The organism is Streptomyces sp. NPDC006602 (assembly GCF_042870385.1).
GTDB lineage: Bacteria > Actinomycetota > Actinomycetes > Streptomycetales > Streptomycetaceae > Streptomyces.
Genome location: NZ_JBIAHG010000005.1, coordinates 324,248 through 340,819, shown reverse-complemented (window position 1 = coordinate 340,819; position 16,572 = coordinate 324,248). Strand labels below are relative to the sequence as shown.

General features: G+C 68.3%; 16 protein-coding genes, 1 pseudogene and 1 riboswitch. Of the genes and pseudogenes, 8 read left to right on the top strand and 9 right to left on the bottom strand.

Annotated elements, in window-relative coordinates; translation table 11 throughout:
• Positions 1–140: 140 nt before the first annotated feature.
• Positions 141–287, bottom strand: a pseudogene (locus ACFYO2_RS16650) (thiamine biosynthesis protein ThiC); the annotation flags it as partial.
• Positions 288–395: 108 nt separating this feature from the next.
• Here ACFYO2_RS16650 and ACFYO2_RS16645 point away from each other — a divergent pair.
• The gene (locus tag ACFYO2_RS16645) at positions 396–962 is read left to right on the top strand and encodes a DUF4240 domain-containing protein (protein ID WP_388349171.1); all 567 of its coding nucleotides are present in this window, start codon (positions 396–398) and stop codon (positions 960–962) included.
• 115 nt (positions 963–1,077) lie between these two features.
• On the opposite strand, the gene thiC is transcribed toward ACFYO2_RS16645, so the two are convergent.
• Positions 1,078–2,880, bottom strand: coding sequence for a phosphomethylpyrimidine synthase ThiC (gene thiC / locus ACFYO2_RS16640; RefSeq protein WP_388349169.1), 1,803 nt, complete (start codon positions 2,878–2,880; stop codon positions 1,078–1,080).
• A riboswitch (TPP riboswitch) is annotated at positions 2,873–3,062 on the bottom strand. Its footprint overlaps the gene before it by 8 nt.
• Before the next feature lie 71 nt (positions 3,063–3,133).
• Between thiC and ACFYO2_RS16635 the strand changes: the two genes are divergently transcribed.
• On the top strand, positions 3,134–4,894 hold the full coding sequence (locus ACFYO2_RS16635) for a YibE/F family protein (protein WP_388349167.1): 1,761 nt from the start codon (positions 3,134–3,136) through the stop codon (positions 4,892–4,894).
• Positions 4,895–5,065: 171 nt separating this feature from the next.
• Here the strand turns inward: ACFYO2_RS16635 and ACFYO2_RS16630 are convergent, their stop codons facing one another.
• The 4 genes from ACFYO2_RS16630 to ACFYO2_RS16615 all read right to left on the bottom strand — a co-directional run bounded on the left by ACFYO2_RS16630 (position 5,066) and on the right by ACFYO2_RS16615 (position 7,439).
• Positions 5,066–5,503: an SsgA family sporulation/cell division regulator gene (locus ACFYO2_RS16630; protein ID WP_388349165.1), complete on the bottom strand. Its 438-nt coding sequence runs from the start codon at positions 5,501–5,503 to the stop codon at positions 5,066–5,068.
• A gap of 99 nt (positions 5,504–5,602) precedes the next feature.
• A complete protein-coding gene (locus ACFYO2_RS16625) occupies positions 5,603–6,421 on the bottom strand; it encodes an IclR family transcriptional regulator (protein WP_388349613.1) in 819 nt (272 codons plus the stop codon).
• A 340-nt stretch (positions 6,422–6,761) separates the two neighbouring features.
• Positions 6,762–6,974: a DUF5326 family protein gene (locus ACFYO2_RS16620; RefSeq protein ID WP_388349163.1), complete on the bottom strand. Its 213-nt coding sequence runs from the start codon at positions 6,972–6,974 to the stop codon at positions 6,762–6,764.
• 147 nt (positions 6,975–7,121) lie between these two features.
• A complete protein-coding gene (locus ACFYO2_RS16615) occupies positions 7,122–7,439 on the bottom strand; it encodes a cupin domain-containing protein (RefSeq protein WP_266436733.1) in 318 nt (105 codons plus the stop codon).
• A gap of 58 nt (positions 7,440–7,497) precedes the next feature.
• Here ACFYO2_RS16615 and ACFYO2_RS16610 point away from each other — a divergent pair, with 58 nt between their 5' ends.
• The 5 genes from ACFYO2_RS16610 to ACFYO2_RS16590 all read left to right on the top strand — a co-directional run bounded on the left by ACFYO2_RS16610 (position 7,498) and on the right by ACFYO2_RS16590 (position 11,380).
• Positions 7,498–7,875 carry a phage holin family protein gene (locus ACFYO2_RS16610; RefSeq protein ID WP_030665982.1) on the top strand — a complete coding sequence of 126 codons (378 nt, stop codon included), beginning with the start codon at positions 7,498–7,500 and terminating at the stop codon, positions 7,873–7,875.
• A 7-nt stretch (positions 7,876–7,882) separates the two neighbouring features.
• Complete coding sequence (locus ACFYO2_RS16605) at positions 7,883–8,374, top strand: low molecular weight protein-tyrosine-phosphatase (RefSeq protein WP_388349161.1); 492 nt, start codon at positions 7,883–7,885, stop codon at positions 8,372–8,374.
• Entirely contained in the window at positions 8,371–9,522 is a 1,152-nt protein-coding gene (locus tag ACFYO2_RS16600; RefSeq protein ID WP_388349160.1) for a cystathionine gamma-lyase, read from the top strand. Before ACFYO2_RS16605 ends, ACFYO2_RS16600 begins: the two co-directional genes overlap by 4 nt.
• 228 nt (positions 9,523–9,750) lie before the next feature.
• Positions 9,751–10,764 (top strand): LysR family transcriptional regulator, encoded by a 1,014-nt coding sequence (locus ACFYO2_RS16595; RefSeq protein WP_388349158.1) that lies wholly within the window; start codon positions 9,751–9,753, stop codon positions 10,762–10,764.
• 133 nt (positions 10,765–10,897) lie between these two features.
• A complete protein-coding gene (locus ACFYO2_RS16590) occupies positions 10,898–11,380 on the top strand; it encodes an NUDIX domain-containing protein (RefSeq protein WP_388349155.1) in 483 nt (160 codons plus the stop codon).
• A gap of 14 nt (positions 11,381–11,394) precedes the next feature.
• On the opposite strand, the gene ACFYO2_RS16585 is transcribed toward ACFYO2_RS16590, so the two are convergent.
• On the bottom strand, positions 11,395–13,065 hold the full coding sequence (locus ACFYO2_RS16585; protein ID WP_388349153.1) for a globin domain-containing protein: 1,671 nt from the start codon (positions 13,063–13,065) through the stop codon (positions 11,395–11,397).
• A gap of 417 nt (positions 13,066–13,482) precedes the next feature.
• Complete coding sequence (locus tag ACFYO2_RS16580) at positions 13,483–14,115, bottom strand: HAD family hydrolase (RefSeq protein ID WP_388349151.1); 633 nt, start codon at positions 14,113–14,115, stop codon at positions 13,483–13,485.
• Positions 14,116–14,306: 191 nt separating this feature from the next.
• On the opposite strand from ACFYO2_RS16580, the gene ACFYO2_RS16575 reads away from it, so the two are divergent.
• Positions 14,307–15,173: a GNAT family N-acetyltransferase gene (locus ACFYO2_RS16575; protein ID WP_388349149.1), complete on the top strand. Its 867-nt coding sequence runs from the start codon at positions 14,307–14,309 to the stop codon at positions 15,171–15,173.
• Positions 15,174–15,274: 101 nt separating this feature from the next.
• Here ACFYO2_RS16575 and ACFYO2_RS16570 read toward each other — a convergent pair whose 3' ends face one another.
• Positions 15,275–16,483, bottom strand: coding sequence for an MFS transporter (locus ACFYO2_RS16570; RefSeq protein WP_388349147.1), 1,209 nt, complete (start codon positions 16,481–16,483; stop codon positions 15,275–15,277).
• Between the last annotated feature and the right edge of the window lie 89 nt (positions 16,484–16,572).

The following is a 16,572-nucleotide window of genomic DNA, read 5'->3' as shown; positions in this document are numbered from 1 at the left end:
GAGCAGCCCCTCGGCTTGCGCCCCCACCCGGGGAGCGCAAGCCGAAGACCCGGCCCCCGGCCGAGGGCGGGCCGACGACGACGAACTCGTCGGCGGCGCCGAGCCATTGCCCCGGAGGATTCGGCGGCAGAAGACCGCCGTCAGTCCGCGATCGGCAGATACACGCGGTTGCCCGCCGCCGCGAACTCCTTGGACTTCTGCGCCATGCCCTCTTCGATCTCCTCCTGGTTCCCGCCGTGCCGGCGGCGGATGTCCTGGGAGATCTTCATCGAGGACGGCTTCAGACCAGAATCAGACCCACCGCCGACAAGCGTCGTCGCCCCCACACACCTGGAGGACGGCCAGCCTCTGCCGGGCGTCCTGATTGTCATAGGGGGATGGCAGGGTGCAGCCTCATGGACATCGATCAGTTCTGGAGCCTCATCGAAACCGCGCGCACCTCGGTCGGCGCATCCGCCGTGTCCTTCGACGAGGCTTTGGTGAACCTCCTGGCCGACCTCCCTCCGCTGGAGATCCTCCAGTACGCCGAGCGGTTCGATGAACTGCACGATGCTCTCTACCGTTGGGATGTCTGGGCGGCGGCATACCTCATCGGGGGCGGCTGCTCCGACGACAGCTTCATGGACTTCCGAGCGGGAGTGATCGCGCAGGGCCGAGACTGGTATGAGCGCGCGGCCTTCAATCCCGACAACCTTGCCGAACACCCCGCAGTCATCGAAGCCGCCGACGGCCACGAAGACGGGGCCCTGTTCTACGAGGACGTGAACTACGTCGCCAGCGGCGCCTTCGAGCGCCTGACAGGAAACCCAGATGCCTTCTACGAAGCCTGGGCTGAGTACCGGTCAGTTGAGGCGCACAAGACCGAGGCATCAGACATGGGCGAAGACTTCGACTTCGATGACGCGAGCGAGATGCATCGGCGACTCCCCCGTCTGGCTGGGCTCCATCTCCGAGCCCGCTGATAGGAGGGCTCGAAGTGTTGCATCCACCTGTGGGTCGCGAGCAATCGTGCTCCACGCGAAGCAGATCGGCCCGCCGCTCTACTCAGAGGGGCGGGCCGTCCTCCCAGGGCTACGACTACTCCGCCAGGGGCAGATACACCCGGTTCCCGCTCGCCGCGAACTCCTTCGACTTCTGCAGCATCCCCTCAGCGACCTCCTCCGCCGTCGCGCCGGCCGCCGCCGTGCCACCGAACTGCTTTGTGATGGATTGGCTAATCTTCATCGAGCAGAACTTCGGCCCGCACATGGAGCAGAAGTGCGCCGTCTTCGCAGGCTCGGCCGGCAGCGTCTCGTCGTGGAACTCCCGTGCCGTGTCCGGGTCGAGTGCGAGGTTGAACTGGTCCTCCCACCGGAACTCGAAGCGGGCGTCCGACAGCGCGTCGTCCCACTCCTGTGCACCTGGATGCCCCTTGGCGAGGTCGGCTGCGTGGGCGGCGATCTTGTAGGTGATGACGCCGGTCTTGACGTCGTCACGATTGGGCAGGCCCAAGTGCTCCTTGGGCGTGACATAGCAGAGCATGGCCGTGCCCCACCAGGCGATCATCGCGGCACCGATGCCGGAGGTGATGTGGTCGTACGCCGGCGCGACGTCCGTGGTCAGCGGGCCGAGCGTATAGAACGGAGCTTCATCGCAGATCTCCTGCTGAAGGTCGATGTTCTCCTTGATCTTGTGCATCGGGACATGTCCCGGGCCCTCGATCATGGTCTGAACATTGAAACGCTTCGCGATCCGGTTGAGTTCCCCGAGCGTGCGCAACTCCGCGAACTGTGCTTCGTCGTTGGCGTCCGCGATGGAGCCCGGCCGGAGGCCGTCGCCGAGCGAGTACGTGACGTCATAGGCGGCGAGGATCTCGCAGAGCTCCTCGAAGTTCTCGTACAGGAAGCTCTCCTTGTGGTGCGCGAGGCACCAGGCGGCCATGATCGAGCCGCCGCGGGAGACGATGCCGGTCTTGCGATTGGCGGTCAGCGGTACGTACGGCAGGCGCACGCCCGCGTGGACCGTCATGTAGTCCACGCCCTGCTCGGCCTGTTCGACGACCGTGTCCTTGTAGATCTCCCAGGTCAGTTCCTCCGCGCGCCCGTCGACCTTCTCCAGCGCCTGATAGAGCGGCACCGTGCCGATGGGGACGGGGGAGTTGCGCAGCACCCATTCGCGGGTGGTGTGGATGTTGCGGCCGGTGGACAGGTCCATGACCGTGTCGGCGCCCCAGCGGGTCGCCCAGGTCATCTTCTCGACCTCCTCCTCGATGGAGGACGTCACCGCGGAGTTGCCGATGTTGGCATTGACCTTCACCAGGAACCGCTTGCCGATGATCATCGGCTCGATCTCCGGGTGGTTGACGTTGGCCGGCAGCACGGCTCGGCCCGCCGCGATCTCCTCCCGCACGACCTCGGGCGAAACGTCCTCCCGAACGGCCACGAACTCCATCTCAGGAGTGATCTCGCCCCGGCGGGCGTACGCGAGCTGTGTGACCGCGTTGCCGTCCCTGCTGCGGCGCGGCAGGCGCGGCCGCCCGGGAAAGACCGCGTCGAGGTTGCGCAGACCACCTCGCGGCGAGGTGTGCTTGATCCCGTCGTCCTCGGGACGGGCGGGACGGCCCGCGTACTCCTCGGTGTCACCGCGGGCGATGATCCAGTTCTCCCGCAGCGGCGACAGGCCCCTGCGGACATCCGTCTCGGTCAGTGGATCGGTGTACGGGCCCGACGTGTCGTACAGCGTGACCGACTGCCCGTTGGTGAGGTGCACCTGACGGACCGGCACCCGCAGATCGGGGCGTGAGCCCTCGACGTACGCCTTGTGCCAGCCGATGGACTTCCCGCTCTCCTCGCTGAGCTCGTTCTGCTCGGAGGCAGGCGTGCGTGCGTCCTCGTTGGTCATGAGACCTACTCCCTACGCCGGCATTACCCGGTAACAGGTTCGGCGGTCGACGCAGCGGCTTCCGTCTGCCGACGTTTCGTGTGAAACATCACTCGCTTGAGGCGATGTTTCATGTGAAACATGACTGGGACGGAGGTCAGCGCCCTCTCAGCCCGGTGCTCCGAGCTCCCGCGTGTACAAAGGTGCCTCCACGCTAGCGTCAATTCGGGCGCGGTGAACAGGGGGCCCCTGTCGTTCTTGCGATGATCGGTCGGTGACCACGACACAGCAGTTCCCGTTTCCGCCATCCGAGCCTCCCCGCAGGCCGGGTGCCGGGCACGGCAACGGAGACGACCGCGGACGTGGCGACGGCCGTGGCGGCAGCCCTGGTGGCGGCAGCGGAGGCAGCCATGAAGGCGGCCATGAGTTTTTCGGTGCCAGGGGTGCCAGGCGTACCCATGGCGACGGAGTCGCCGACGGGCACCGTGGCGGTCATGGGCCCGGTCACGATGAAGGGCCGGGTTACGGCGAAGGGACTGGTCACGGCTCTGGTGCCGGTCACGGTCACGGTCACGGATCCGGGGGCCACGGTTCCGGAGGCGGGCAGGGGCCTGAGGGTCCAGGTTCCGGTGGTGGGCATGGGCCCGAGGGTCCAGGTGCCGGCGGGGGGCACGGCCACTCGCACAGCCACAGTCATGGGCCGGCCGCACCCGTCTCCAAGCACCTGCGCAAGGTCATCGCGGCGATCCTGATCCCGTTCGCCGCGGCCGTCCTGGTCGGGCTCGCGGTGCTGTGGCCCGGTGGCGCTCCGGGTCACGAGCGCACGGGCGTCGGCTTCGACCGGCAGACCCAGCAGGCCACGGTCACTGAGGTCGAGAGCGTGAGTTGCTCATCGGTGAACGCCTCGGGGGAGACTCCGACCGGCGACACATCCACCGCCGAGGGCTCGTCCGCGCAGCAGCAGGCGAACGGCACCTGCAAGAGGGCGACGATCCGGGTCGACACGGGCAAGGACAAGGGTCGTACGTTCACGGAGATCGTCCAGCCGGACCAGTCACGGCAGTTGCACGAGGGCGAGAAGGTCGTGGTCGCCTACGAGCCCTCTGCGCCGAGGGACCTGCAGTACTCGGTCACCGACGTCAACCGCCGCCTCCCGATGGCGCTGCTCGCCGGCATCTTCGCGCTCGCCGTCGTGATCGTGGGCCGGCTGCGGGGCGTCATGGCCCTGGTCGCGCTGGCCATCAGTTTCCTGCTGCTGAACTTCTTCGTCCTGCCCGCGATCCTGCAGGGCTCGAATCCGCTGGTCGTGGCCGTGGTCGGGGCGAGCGCCATCATGCTGATCGCCCTGTACCTGTGCCACGGCCTGTCGGCCCGTACGTCCGTGGCGGTGCTCGGCACTCTGATCTCGCTGCTGCTGATCGGCGTCCTCGGCTCGCTGTTCATCGGCTGGGCCGCGCTCACCGGCAACACGGACGACAACACCGGCCTGATCCACGGCCTGTATCCGTCGATCGACATGAGCGGTCTGCTGCTCGCCGGCGTCATCATCGGTTCGCTCGGTGTCCTCGACGATGTGACGGTCACCCAGACCTCGGCGGTCTGGGAACTGCACGAGGCCAATCCGTCGATGGGCTGGCGCGGGCTGTACCGCGCGGGCATCCGTATCGGCCGCGACCACATCGCATCCGTCGTCAACACGCTCGTCCTCGCCTACGCGGGTGCCGCGCTGCCGCTGCTGCTGCTGTTCTCGATCGCGCAGAGCAGCGTAGGAACGGTCGCCAACAGCGAACTGGTCGCGGAGGAGATCGTACGCACGCTGGTGGGCTCGATCGGCCTGGTCGCCTCGGTACCGGTCACCACGGCCCTCGCGGCCCTGGTCGTCTCGGCCGACCGGACGGGGGCGGGGAGCACGATGGCAACGGGGGCGCCCAAGTCGCCTGGCTCCCCTGGCTCTCCTGGGCCGACGGAAGCGGCGACGACCGGTGCCCGACCGGCTCCGGCACGCGGCGGGAAGGGACGGCGGCGCAGGCACTGAGGCAAGAGGCGCGGCCGGTATGACGGAGGTGCCGACCGGACCGACCCCGGCCACCCCGCCGACCTCAGCATGAACCCGCCGTCCGCCCGAACTGGAGACACCCACGCAGAAGCGTTACTGCACTCCTCCACGTCCGCGCTGAAGTGTTCCGCCGCCTCTCCGCCGAACCGCTCAGCCCGCGCTCTGCTCCTCCGCCAGGATGCGGTCCAACGCCTCGTCGAGGTGGGCGTCGAAGTCGCCGTGCGCCCCTTCCTGGCCCAGCGGCACCAACTTGTCGGTACGGTCGAGGAAGGCGATGAGCGGAGCCGTGGACGAGCGGAACAGCGCCTGGTCGCTGCCGACCTGAAGCCGGATCAGCACATCGCCCAGCGAATCGGGTTCGGCTGGCGAGACCCGCACGTCCCCGTCCCCGCACGGCCGCCCCACCCCGTCGATCAGCAGCTCGCGGCCGAAGGCCCAGGTCACCGGGGCATCGCCCGGCAGATGGAAGGTCAACCGGACGGCATAGGGATCGCAGGTCTCGTAGCGCAGCTCCACCGGAATTCGGAAGGAGAGCTCCTCGGAGACGAGAAAGCTCATCATGACCTCTGCATGCACGGACTCGCGCATCGCCTACCCCGTCACTTGACGTCGACTGGCTGGGAATCGTCCCTCTGACACTCATGGAATCTTGCTGAACGTGCACGGCAGATCACAAGGAGTGAGTTTTCAGATGCTGATAGAGATCGCGAGTGACCCTAGGAGCCGAGCCAGCGCACCCTGCAATTGCTGCGTTGCCGCAGGCAACCGGTCGGCTTGGTGGGCGGGCAGAGAAATCGCCATCGTCGCGGCAGAGTTACCCACGGTGATCGGAATCGCCGCGCACACCGTGCCCAGTGCGTACTCCTGCCGTTCCGTCACCGGTTCCGCCCGCCGCATGCGTTCGAGCCGCCGCAGCATCGAGTGGCTGTCCCGCACTGTGTAGGGGGTGATGGACTGCACGGGGTAGCGGTCGAGGTGGTCGCGGCGGGCGTCATCGTCCAACTGGGCCAGCAGACACTGCCCGATGGCATGGGCGTGCCCGGTCTCGCGGAAGTCGGCCCACTCCTCGACCGCCGGGTTGCCAGGGCTGTCCGAGACGCACACGACCTCGATCTCGCCGTCGCGGTACATCGCGTAGTACACGGGTACGCCGATCGCGTCGCGCCAGTGTGCGAGCGTCTCGGCGACCGTGCTGCGACGTTTCTGCCGGGCTCCACTGCTGCCCAACCGCTCGGCCGCCTCGCCGAGGAAGAACAGCCCTTTGTCGCGGCACAGATAGCCCTCGTGCACGAGGGTGCGAAGCAGGTGGTAGGCCGTGGGGAGGGCCAGACCCGCCTCACGGGCCAGTTGCTTGGCGGGCGCCCCGTGTTGGTGTTCGGCGACGCACTCCAGCAGACGCATCGCGCGCTGGACGGATCCGATGAGGGTGGAGGAGTGCGGCGGCGTGGGTGACGCGGTCGCCTGCCGCTGCGTCGGAGGGGTTGCCGGACGTGACCGCGCGGGCAGTACGGCCGGCTGCTCGAGGGGCCGGACGCGGGCTCCCGTAGGCGGGAGGTCCGCCGTGCCGGTCGCGGCGGATGCGTGCGGCTGAGCGGGTGCGGTGGGTACGTGGGATTGGACGGATGCGGTGTCAACCGTGGCCAAGGGGCACTCCCGGAGCGCGAGGGGGCAGCCCGTGCGGGGGAACACGGGAGGGGGTGTACGCCGCTCGCGGGGTCGTCCCCGCGACGAGTTCCGGACTCTAACCGTCCGCCACCGCTCGCAGACCGTCTGCCCGGGAAACTTCCCTCGCCCGAGGGAACCGGTGATTGCTGTTACCGATCGCCGGTTGCCCCGAGTTGACCGTTCACCAGTCGCTGCGTGACGAGGAGCTCGTCGTGAACTTCCGTACGACGTAGATCAGTCCGCCGACCAGTGCCACGAAGACCAGCACCTTGAAGAGCAGGCCGATGACGAAGCCGACGACGCTGGCTATCAGCCCGCCGAACACGACCAGGGCGATGACCGGCACCGCGACCCACTTCACCCACCACGGCAGTCCCGTGAAGATCTCTCCCATTGCCCTCGCCTCTCTGGTGTCCGGCAGTCTGATGCCGGATCTTCTGATGTCCTGCACTCGATGCTAGGGCCGGGAGGGGCCCCGGCGGGGGCCTCGCATCCCTTGTCCGCCCCTGACTGATCCCCTAGGGAACCCCGAGGTCGCAGGTCAGCTCTCGGGTGGAGAGAACACCACCATCACCCTCAGGTCCTCGCTGATGTGGTGGAACTTGTGCGCGACACCGGCCGGGACGTAGACCACGCTGCCGCGCGCCACCTGGGTGGTCTCCATGCCGACGGTGATCGCGGCGCGGCCGCTGACGACGAAGTAGACCTCGTCCTGGTTGTGCGGCTGCTGCGGGTCGCGCTCGCCCGCGTCGAGGGCGTACAGGCCGACCGACATGTTCCGCTCCCGTAGGAACTGCAGGTAGGCGCCGTCGTTGGCGGCGCGCTCCGCCTCCAGTTCGTCCAACCGGAATGCCTTCATCGACTTTGTCCGCCCTCGCCCGTACTCGTAACCGATCTCTTCTGTCACGATCAGACACATGAAGAATTTCGTAGTCAAGACGATCGCCAACGCGGGCGCCCTGGCGGTCGCCGTTTGGCTGCTCGACAAGATCACCCTGACCGGCGACAGCACCGGCAAGAAGGTCTGGACGCTCATCCTCGTCGCCCTGGTCTTCGGGCTGGTGAACTTCCTGGTCAAGCCCATCGTGAAGGTCCTCACCTTCCCCCTGTTCATCCTGACCCTCGGCCTGATCACCCTGGTGGTCAACGCCCTGATGCTGCTGCTGACCTCCTGGCTGGCCGACAAGCTCGACCTCAGCTTCCACGTCGAGGGCTTCTGGACCGCCGTCCTGGGCGGCCTGATCATCTCGATCGTGTCCTGGGCGCTCCACGTCGTCCTGCCCGATGAGGACTGACTACGCCATGACATACCGCGTCTGCTTCGTCTGCACCGGCAACATCTGCCGCTCCCCGATGGCCGAGTCCGTCTTCCGCGCCCACGTGCGGGAGGCCGGGCTCGGCGGCCTGGTAGAGGTCGACAGTGCCGGCACAGGTGGCTGGCACGAGGGCGACGACGCCGACCCGCGCACCGTCTCCGTCCTCGAGAACAGCGGCTACGACGGCACCCATACGGCCCGCCAGTTCCAGCCGTCGTGGTTCGCCCGCCTCGACCTCGTCATCGCCCTCGACGCCGGCCACCTCAAGGCCCTGAGGCGTCTCGCACCCACCTCGCAGGACGCGGAGAAGGTCCAGCTGCTGCGTTCCTACGACCCCGCCGCCGACGGCGACCTCGATGTGCCGGACCCGTACTACGGGGGCATGGACGGCTTCGAGGAATGCCTTGAGATGGTGGAGGCAGCGAGCGAGGGTCTGCTCGCCGCGGTACGCGAGGACGTGGAGGGGCGGGCGGCATGAGCGTTTCGAGTGGGCAGGGACTCCCTGCGAGCGGTGACGGCACGCGTGCGGTGCGGGCCGGGCTGCCCGAGCCGGTCAAGCACGAGCCGACCCTGCCCGGTCCGGTGTTCGCCGCCCACTTCCATCTGCCGGGCGAGGTGACGGGTCCGTACGGCTACGGCCGCGACGACAACCCCACCTGGACCCTGCTGGAGCGCGCCGTCGGCGAGCTGGAGGCGCCCGGCCAGGACGGCGTCGAGACGCTCGTGTTCGCCTCGGGCATGGCCGCCATCTCCTCGGTGCTCTTCTCGCAGCTGCGGGCCGGGGACGCGGTGGTCCTGCCCAGTGACGGTTATCAGGCGCTGCCCCTCGTGCGCGCGCAGCTGGAGGCGTACGGCATCGAGGTGCGCACGGCGCCCACCGCCGGCGACGCCCAGCTGGACGTCCTCGACGGGGCGAAACTGCTGTGGATCGAGACGCCGTCGAATCCCGGGCTCGACGTGTGCGACATACGGCGGCTCGCCGAGGCGGCACACGCGCGTGGCGCCCTGGTCTCGGTCGACAACACGCTCGCGACACCGCTCGGGCAGCGCCCGCTGGAGCTCGGCGCCGACTTCTCCGTGGCCAGCGGCACCAAGCAGCTCACGGGACATGGGGACATCCTGCTGGGATACGTCACCGGTCGCGACCCCGAGGCCATGGCCGGCGTACGGCGTTGGCGGAAGATCGTCGGGGCGATCACGGGGCCCATGGAGGCCTGGCTCGCCCACCGCTCCATCGCCACGCTCCAGTTGCGGGTAGACCGGCAGAACGCGAACGCCCTGGTGCTCGCGGAGGCGCTGCGGGAGCGCCCGGAGGTGGCCGGGCTGCGTTATCCAGGGCTGTCCGGCGACCCCTCGCACAAGGTCGCCTCGCAGCAGATGCGGCGCTTCGGCTGCGTGGTCTCGTTCACGCTCCCCACGCGCGCGCGTGCCGACCGTTTCCTCGACGCGCTGCGGCTCGTCGACGACGCAACCAGCTTCGGCGGGGTGCGCTCGACGGCCGAACGCCGTGGGCGCTGGGGCGGAGACGCTGTGCCGGACGGTTTCATTCGCTTCTCGGTGGGTGCCGAGGACCCGGATGACCTGGTGGCGGATGTGATGCGCGCGCTGGACGAATCGTCCCAGTGACCCGTGCGCGGCCGCTCCGGACGGTGCACGGCTCCATACAACGGACGGTCCGAGCCTCCCCCCTCGTGGCTCGGACCGTCCCGGTTCTGCGCGCGAAGAACCGCGCGACCAAGGCTAGTTGACTCTGTGTCAGTGTCCAATCACAGTAGCGACAGAGACCTATCGACATATTTATAGTTGGGCCCTGCCTCGAGGCCGGGAGAAGGGCAGGGAAGAGGAGGCGTCGCCATGGATCTGGCCTTGCTGCGCACCTTTGTGACGGTGCACCGGGCCGGTTCCTTCACCCGCGCGGCCGCGCTGCTCGGCCTGTCGCAGCCTGCCGTCACCTCGCAGATCCGCACCCTGGAGCGGCAGCTGGGACGCCCTCTGTTCCTGCGCCAGGCCCGTGGAGTGACTCCTACAACCATCGGCGACGAGCTGGCCCACAAGGCGGCACCGCATCTCGACGCCCTGGTGGAGATCACCGAGGCCGGGCTCGATGACGAGTCCTCCTTACGGACACTGCACCTGGCCGGCCCTCCCGAGTTCACCGCCGAGCGGGCGCTTCCGGCGCTCACCGAGCTGACCGGCGAGGACGGCCAGAGCTTCGCCCTGCGCGCCTCCTTCGGGAACGCCGAGGAAGTCCTGGAAGGGCTGGCCGCCGGGCATCACGATCTGGCCATCTGTACGGCCCGTCCGCGCGGCGCGCTGCTCACGGCGACTGCGCTCTGCGACGAAGAACACGTCATGGTCGCTGCCCCGCGCTGGGCAGAACAGCTCGGCTCCGGGAAACCGCGCCGCAAGGGGGCACGGGTCCTGGAGAACGTCACCTCGGTCAAGGCGCGGCAGGCGTCGGAGGGCGTCTCCGGGGTCAAGGGGAGGCGGTCGTCGGAAAACAAGTCCGGAGCCACGTCGGCACCCGCGCTGGAGAACGTCCCGGTGGTCGAGGTGCACGAGTCGCTGCCCTTCATCTCCCGCTACTGGGCTTCGGTCTTCGACTCGCTTCCGGCCGCCCCAGGCACCGTGATCGTCCCCGACCTGCGCGCGGTCCTCGCCTGCGCTGCGGCAGGCGCCGGACTCGCCGTGCTGCCCCGCTACCTGTGCGCATCCGCCCTGGAACGTGGCGAGGTCGTTTCGCTGCACGATCCGGTGGTGCCGCCCCTGCGGACGTACTTTCTGGTGGTCCGCACCGGCACGCTGGCGATGCCGCACATCGCACGGGCCCACGAGTGGCTGCTGCGGGCGTCGGGCGACTGGTGCTGAGCCTCGCATTTCCCCTGGTCACCGGCGCGCCTTGCCGCCGGTAGCCACCTCTCACGGGGCTGCTCACACGGTGAGCTCATTCGGTGACGTTTCGCGATGTTTCACGTGGAACCAGCCGGGCCACATTTCTCCCATGACCGTCCGACCCGTGGTCAAGCGCACCGCCCGAGCCATTCTGCTGGACGGCGACGACCTGATTCTGATCAAGCGCACCAAGCCCGGCATGGATCCCTACTGGCTCACCCCCGGCGGCGGGGTCGAGCCTGACGACACGACCGTCGTCGACGCCCTGCACCGCGAGGTGTACGAGGAGCTCGGCGCCAAGATCGCCGATGTGGTGCCCTGTTTCGTCGACACCGTAGAGCACATCGGGGAGGACGGCGGTGCGACCGGCGTGAAGGTGCAGCACTTCTTCGTCTGCCACCTGGAGTCCATGGACCCGTCGCTGCGGCACGGCCCCGAGGTGGACGAGCCCATCGGCGAGTACGAGATCGTGCGCGTGCCGTTCACTCGCGTCGGGATCGCCTCGGTCCACCTCGTACCGCTGTCGCTGCGGCACTACCTGGACGGCAACATCGAGGGCGTACGGGCCATGCACGCCCCCGATCTGGGCTGATATCCGACCAGCGGTCACTGAGCGGTGGCGACGAGCTCCTCCACGGAGTCGTGCCGTATGCGTTCCGACGGGATACCGATGTCCCTGAGCACGTGTACACCGCTGCGGATCATTCCAGGCGGGCCGGAGAGGTAGGCGTCGTACTCGTTCCACGGCCCGTACTGGCGTATGGCGTCCGGGAGCTGGAGGTGCGCCTGCTGGTCGATGATCGCGCGGACCGAGAGCCACGGGTGGGACTGCTGGAGTCTGAGCATGGTGTCGATGTCATAGAGGTCGAGGTCGGTGCGGGCGCCGTAGAACACCTCGACCGGGCGCCGTTCGCCGTGCTCGGCGACGTCCTCGACGAGTGCCTTGATGGGCGCTATGCCGGTCCCGCCGCCCAGACAGAGCAGCCCGCTGTCGGTGGTGTGGTCGACGGTCATCGAACCGGCGGGCGGGCCGAGCCGGATGATGTCACCGGGCCGGGCGCGGTGCACCAGGGCGTTGGAGACCCAGCCCGCGGGGACAGCCTTCACGTGGAACGACAGCAGGCCGTCGGAGCGGGGCACGGAAGCGAAGGAGTAGTGCCGCCAGATCCGCGGCCACCAGGGCGTCTCCACGCTCGTGTACTGGCCGGCGAGGAAGGGATAGGGCTGGTCGGGGCGGACGGTGACGACCGCGACGTCCGGTGTTCTGAGGTCGTGCGCCACGACTTCCGCGTACCACCAGGCGGGGGCGCGTAGTTCGTCCGTCGCCGCCGCGTCGATCATCACCTGCGAGATGGTCGTGTACGTCCGGACCCAGGCCGCCTCCAGCTCCGGGGTCCAGATACCGGAGGCGTACTTGCTCAGCGCCCCGATGAGGCACTCGCCGACGGCCGGGTAGTGCTCGGCCCGGGTGCCGTACTTGCGGTGGCCGCGACCGAGATTCTGCAGGTACTCGACGAGGACTTCGGTGTTGTCTATGTGCTCGGCCGCGGTGAGCAGTGCCTTGAGCAGACGGTCCCGCTGGGTGTCCATCGCGGCCGGGAACAGCGACCGGAGATCGGGATGACGTACGAAGAGCAGCGCGTAGAAATACGAGGTGACCTTGTCGGCCACGGGGCCGACCTCGGTCATGGTCCGTCGGATGAGGACGGCGTCCGGGGAGGCGTCCTGCTGCGGGACGGGGCGCTGGGCGGGTACGAGCTGCTCGGCGGGCCGGACTTCAGGGGTAGCGGCCTGGGTGAGGAGTGAGGTCCGGGCAAGCGATGCCTGCGTAACCGGGGATTGGACGGGCGGAGCCGGAGCGCGCGAAGTCGGGGCGGAGGCCGGTATGAGGGGCGCTGTCTCGGGGGTCTGTATTGCGGAGGGCTCGCCGGTCGCGGTGGCGGGCGGTACATCGGCCGGATCGGCGGGCGGTACATCGGCCGGGATGGTCAGCGGTGAGCCGACTGTCGCCGTCGTGGGCTGAGTGTCGTCCGTGGCCGCGGCGGGCGGCTGTTCGCCGTCGGTCGTCGTGGCGGGCGGTGCGGTGTCCGGCGTCGGCGGGTCCGTTTCGGCGTTGGTCGCGGTCCTGCCCACCGGGCGCATCGCCGCCAGGCGACGGCCGTCGGTGGGCTCATGTTCGCCGCCCGGAGTTGTCACCGGCTGCTTGCGCGGCGTGAACCAGCCGCTCCCGCCGGCGGACGCGCCGTTGTCGGCCGGCGTGGTGGTCGGAGCGTCCATGGTGTGCCTCGCCTCGAACATCTTTCGGTCGGTCTGCGCACTTCCTTGGTTCGGAAGGTGCCTGCTTTCCCCCGCAGACGGCTTGCTGTCTTGTCCGGCGCCACAGCCAATGCGGCCACATTCAACCCGCGTTCCGGCTCCGTACGGACAAGTAAGGCGAGAGTGTGACATTGGCCGCAGTACTCACCGCAGCGTCCCACCCGGTATGGACGCCCGGTCCCATTACCAGAAATGTGGGTCTTCGATCTCTCCGTCCCGTTAGGCTGCATTGCCCTGCTCTCGGCCCGGTCGGGGTGCACAGGAGGGGCTCCTCACCCGGACGCGAACCGGAGTCGACCATACCGGCCGCCGCTCCGCACACAAGTCCCCCCTCCTCCTCCACGAATGCTGCGAGGGGCAAACCATCGATTCCTTCAATTACCGGGCGTGCCGCACCAATTCATAGGCTTCCCACAGGTCCCGGCCCATGTAGGAGTGGGTCGAGATACCGGCCAGATGACTGTCCGCATTGACCGCGACGGAGACCGGCACCACCCCGAACAGGTCCTTGTCCGACAACGAGTCCCCATAGGCGATGCAGTCGGCCCGCGCCACGCCGAACTCCTCGCACAGCCGGTCGGCGATCCGGACCTTGGCCGCAGCGCTGAGCACACCGGCCGGGTCCACCGGCTCGGTGAACGGCAGCGCGGGGAAGCGGGACCCGTACGCCGCATGTGCGCCCCAGCCGATGAGCCTCTCCACGAAGAAGGAGGGCGAGAGGGACACGACGGCGCAGTAGTCGCCGCCGTTCCTGATCTCCGCCCAGACCTCGCGGATACGCGCCAGCCATGGGGCACCTTCGAATGCCGCCGCCACATGAGCCTCGGTGAGTTCCGCCCAGAGCGTGTACACCTCCGCCGCGTATTCGGGCGGCCCTATCAGCCCCGCCCCGATCGCCTGGTCGAGGGCAACCGCCTCGGCTTCCAGCCCGAGCTGCCGGGAAATCTCCACGGGAGCGGTGCTTCCGTGCAACAACGTGCCGTCGAGGTCGAAGAGATGAAGTCTGGCCATGCCGCCGAGGCTAGCGGTGCGCTTGTCCGGCTCCCGGGGCGGTCGCCGGACGGGCGCCGTTCGCCGATGTTTCACGTGAAACAGCCAGGGCTGTTCTGGATTGTGCAGTTGTTTACGACATGGCCAAAAGCTCGTAGGTCCCCCGGGAAACAGGTGGACGTCGAGGACGCCCATCAGACAGCCTGACCTGCGTGCCGACTCCTTCCCCCACCGCTCTGCCCATCCGCCGTCTGACGCGTCGCGACCTCACCGCCTGCGCCGACCTGTCCGAGGACCGGGGGTGGCCACGCGAGGAGCACAAGTGGGGCTTCCTCCTCACGGCCGGGAAGGGTTACGGCATCGACGACCCCGACGGTGGACTTGTCAGCGCCTGCGTGGTCACCGAGTACGGACCAAAGGACCAACCTGATCTCGGGGCCATCGGCATGGTGCTGGTCGCCGAAAGGCATGCCCGCCAAGGCATCGGACGCCGACTGATGCGCCACGTCGTCACGGCGATGGGCACTACGCCGCTGATCATGCACGCGACGCCGTACGGTCGCCCGCTCTATGAGGAACTCGGCTTCAAGGTCACCGGACGGGCCGAGATGCTGCGCGGACACTTCACACCGGGCGGATCGTCGGCCGAGGTCGCCACTCGTGCGGCCTCGGCCGACGACCTCACCGGCATCCTCCGGCTCGATGAGAAGGTGTTCGGCGCCGATCGCACGCACATCATCACCCGACTGCCCGCCTTTGCCGACCAGTTGCGCGTCGCTGAGGAGAACGGCCGGATCATCGGCTACGCGGCTGCCTGGCCCAACATGGACACCCATGTCGTCGGGCCCCTGATCGCCCGCGACACACGCACGGCGAAGGCACTGATCGGCTCTCTCGCCGCCCACACGGACCGCCCGCTGCGCACCGACATCGACGTACGGCACGAGGAACTGCTGGCCTGGGCGAAGGGGCACGGCCTTGCATCCGTCGCTTTCAACGCCGTCATGACGTACAGCGTGGCGGAACTCCCAGGGGACTGGAGCCGGCGCTTCGCGCCGCTGACGGTGGCGGCGAGCTGAGGTCCGGCAGGCCGAATTCTGATGCTCCGAGCACCGGTTCCCAGGGGATTCGGGAACCGGCGCTTGCCGTGAGAGCTCGTGGTCCGCTGCAGCCGCGCGCCTCAGCGGTGAGTGGCAGCCCGCTGATCCGTCGGCAGGGCTTCGGCAACCACCCTGCTGGGCCCGCTGTGGCGGCGTTCCAGAGCGGCCGAGAGGAAGGCGAGCAGCAGGGCGGCCGCAGCTAGGCCGGCACCGACCCAGTTGGGAGCGGTGTACCCGAGACCCGCCGAGATGACGAGGCCGCCGAGCCAGGCGGACAGCGCGTTGCCGAGGTTGAAGGCGCCGATGTTCACGGCCGAGGCCAGGGTCGGGGCGCCGCGTGCCTGGTCGAGGACACGCTTCTGCAGCGGCGGTACGGTGGCGAAGCCCAGGGCACCGATCAACGCGATCGTGACGGCCGCCAGGGCCTTGTCGTGGGCGGTGAGCGTGAAGAGGGCGAGCACGACGGCGAGGGCGCCCAGAGAGACGTAGAGCATGGGCATCAGCGCGCGGTCGGCGTACTTGCCGCCGACGAGGTTGCCGCCGACCATGCCGAGGCCGAAGAAGACCAGCAACCAGTTGACCGAGCCGTCCGCGAAGCCGGCGACCTGAGTCATCATCGGCGCGATGTAGGTGATGGCCGCGAAGACGCCGCCGAAGCCCAGAACTGTCATCGCCATCGCGAGCAGGACCTGCGCGTTCTTGAAGGCGGCCAGTTCCTGGCGCAGGCTCACACCTTCGACTCTGGGCATCTCGGGGACGAGCCTGGCGATACCGAGCAGACCGATCACACCCAGAAGGGCGACGATCCCGAAGGTGACACGCCAGCCGACGGACTGCCCGACGAGTGTGCCCAGCGGGACGCCGACCACGTTGGCGACGGTCAGTCCGGTGAACATCATCGCGATGGCTCCGGCCTTCCTGTCGGGAGCCACCAGATCGGCCGCGACGACCGAACCGATACCGAAGAAGGCCCCATGGGCGAGTGAGGCGATCACACGGCCGATCAGCATGACGCCAAAGGTGGGTGCGAGGGCGGACAGCAGATTACCGGCGATGAACAGACCCATCAGCAGCATCAGCGTCCGCTTACGGGAGATCTTGGTGCCGAGCACGGTCATCAGCGGGGCGCCGACCATGACACCGAGCGCGTAGCCGGTCACCAGGAAGCCGGCGGTGGGGATGGAGACCCCGAAGTCGCTCGCGACCTCGGGCAGCAGGCCCATGATCACGAACTCGGTCGTTCCGATTCCGAAGGCCCCGATCGCGAGGGCGAGAACCGCGAGCGGCATGGGGAGCACCTTCCCAGACGATGACAGAAGCACGTGGCGCCCACATTAATTGCAGACGCGTTATAGACGCAAACGCTGGCTATTTCGAG

Coding starts and splice junctions, on each gene's coding strand:
- ACFYO2_RS16610 (WP_030665982.1), top strand. CDS start 7,498: ATGAAGAATTTCGTAGTCAAGACGATCGCCAACGCGGGCGCCCTGGCG.
- ACFYO2_RS16590 (WP_388349155.1), top strand. CDS start 10,898: ATGACCGTCCGACCCGTGGTCAAGCGCACCGCCCGAGCCATTCTGCTG.
- ACFYO2_RS16620 (WP_388349163.1), bottom strand. CDS start 6,974: ATGGGAGAGATCTTCACGGGACTGCCGTGGTGGGTGAAGTGGGTCGCG.
- ACFYO2_RS16645 (WP_388349171.1), top strand. CDS start 396: ATGGACATCGATCAGTTCTGGAGCCTCATCGAAACCGCGCGCACCTCG.
- ACFYO2_RS16605 (WP_388349161.1), top strand. CDS start 7,883: ATGACATACCGCGTCTGCTTCGTCTGCACCGGCAACATCTGCCGCTCC.
- ACFYO2_RS16580 (WP_388349151.1), bottom strand. CDS start 14,115: ATGGCCAGACTTCATCTCTTCGACCTCGACGGCACGTTGTTGCACGGA.
- ACFYO2_RS16570 (WP_388349147.1), bottom strand. CDS start 16,483: ATGCCGCTCGCGGTTCTCGCCCTCGCGATCGGGGCCTTCGGAATCGGA.
- ACFYO2_RS16600 (WP_388349160.1), top strand. CDS start 8,371: ATGAGCGTTTCGAGTGGGCAGGGACTCCCTGCGAGCGGTGACGGCACG.
- thiC (WP_388349169.1), bottom strand. CDS start 2,880: ATGACCAACGAGGACGCACGCACGCCTGCCTCCGAGCAGAACGAGCTC.
- ACFYO2_RS16630 (WP_388349165.1), bottom strand. CDS start 5,503: ATGCGCGAGTCCGTGCATGCAGAGGTCATGATGAGCTTTCTCGTCTCC.
- ACFYO2_RS16615 (WP_266436733.1), bottom strand. CDS start 7,439: ATGAAGGCATTCCGGTTGGACGAACTGGAGGCGGAGCGCGCCGCCAAC.
- ACFYO2_RS16585 (WP_388349153.1), bottom strand. CDS start 13,065: ATGGACGCTCCGACCACCACGCCGGCCGACAACGGCGCGTCCGCCGGC.
- ACFYO2_RS16595 (WP_388349158.1), top strand. CDS start 9,751: ATGGATCTGGCCTTGCTGCGCACCTTTGTGACGGTGCACCGGGCCGGT.